The organism is Streptococcus oralis (assembly GCF_001075875.1).
Taxonomy (GTDB): Bacteria; Bacillota; Bacilli; order Lactobacillales; family Streptococcaceae; genus Streptococcus; species Streptococcus oralis_I.
The window spans coordinates 1-514 of record NZ_JUOS01000078.1; the positions used below are offsets into that span (position 1 = coordinate 1).

The 514-nt window shown below is 44.6% G+C and carries 1 pseudogene; it reads left to right on the forward strand.

What is annotated here, in order from left to right:
• Positions 1–514, forward strand: a pseudogene (locus ADM33_RS11440) (hypothetical protein); the annotation flags it as partial.

A 514-nucleotide genomic window follows, 5' to 3' on the forward strand; every position in this document is an offset into this window, starting at 1 on the left:
GACTGTTGTGTCAAGCAAAGATGGTCAAACGCCTGAAGCGAGCGATCCAGTTCAAGCTACAGCAGCGACCCCAGAAACTCCAGCTAAACCAAGTAAACCAGTTGTTACAACAGATCTTACAGGTAAAGCGGGTACTAAGACTCCAGTTGAAGTAACAGCGGAACCAAATACTAAGGTAGAACTGTTCGATAAAGATGGCTACAAGATTGGTGAAGGTGTAACAGGAGAAGATGGTAAAGTAACGATCACACCAACTGTTGATATTGCAGAAGGCGACGTAACAGCTAAAGCAACAAACAATGCAGGTAAAGTTTCAGAAGCTAGTGATCCGGCTAAAGCAACATCTATTAAAGATCCAGCTACCCCAGCTACTCCAACTCAACCAGAAATCACAACAGACCTTACAGGTAAAGCGGGTACTAAGACTCCAGTTGAGGTAACAGCAGACCCAGGGTCTAAGGTTGAATTGTACGATAAAGACGGCAACAAGATTGGTGAAGCAACAGCAGGAGAA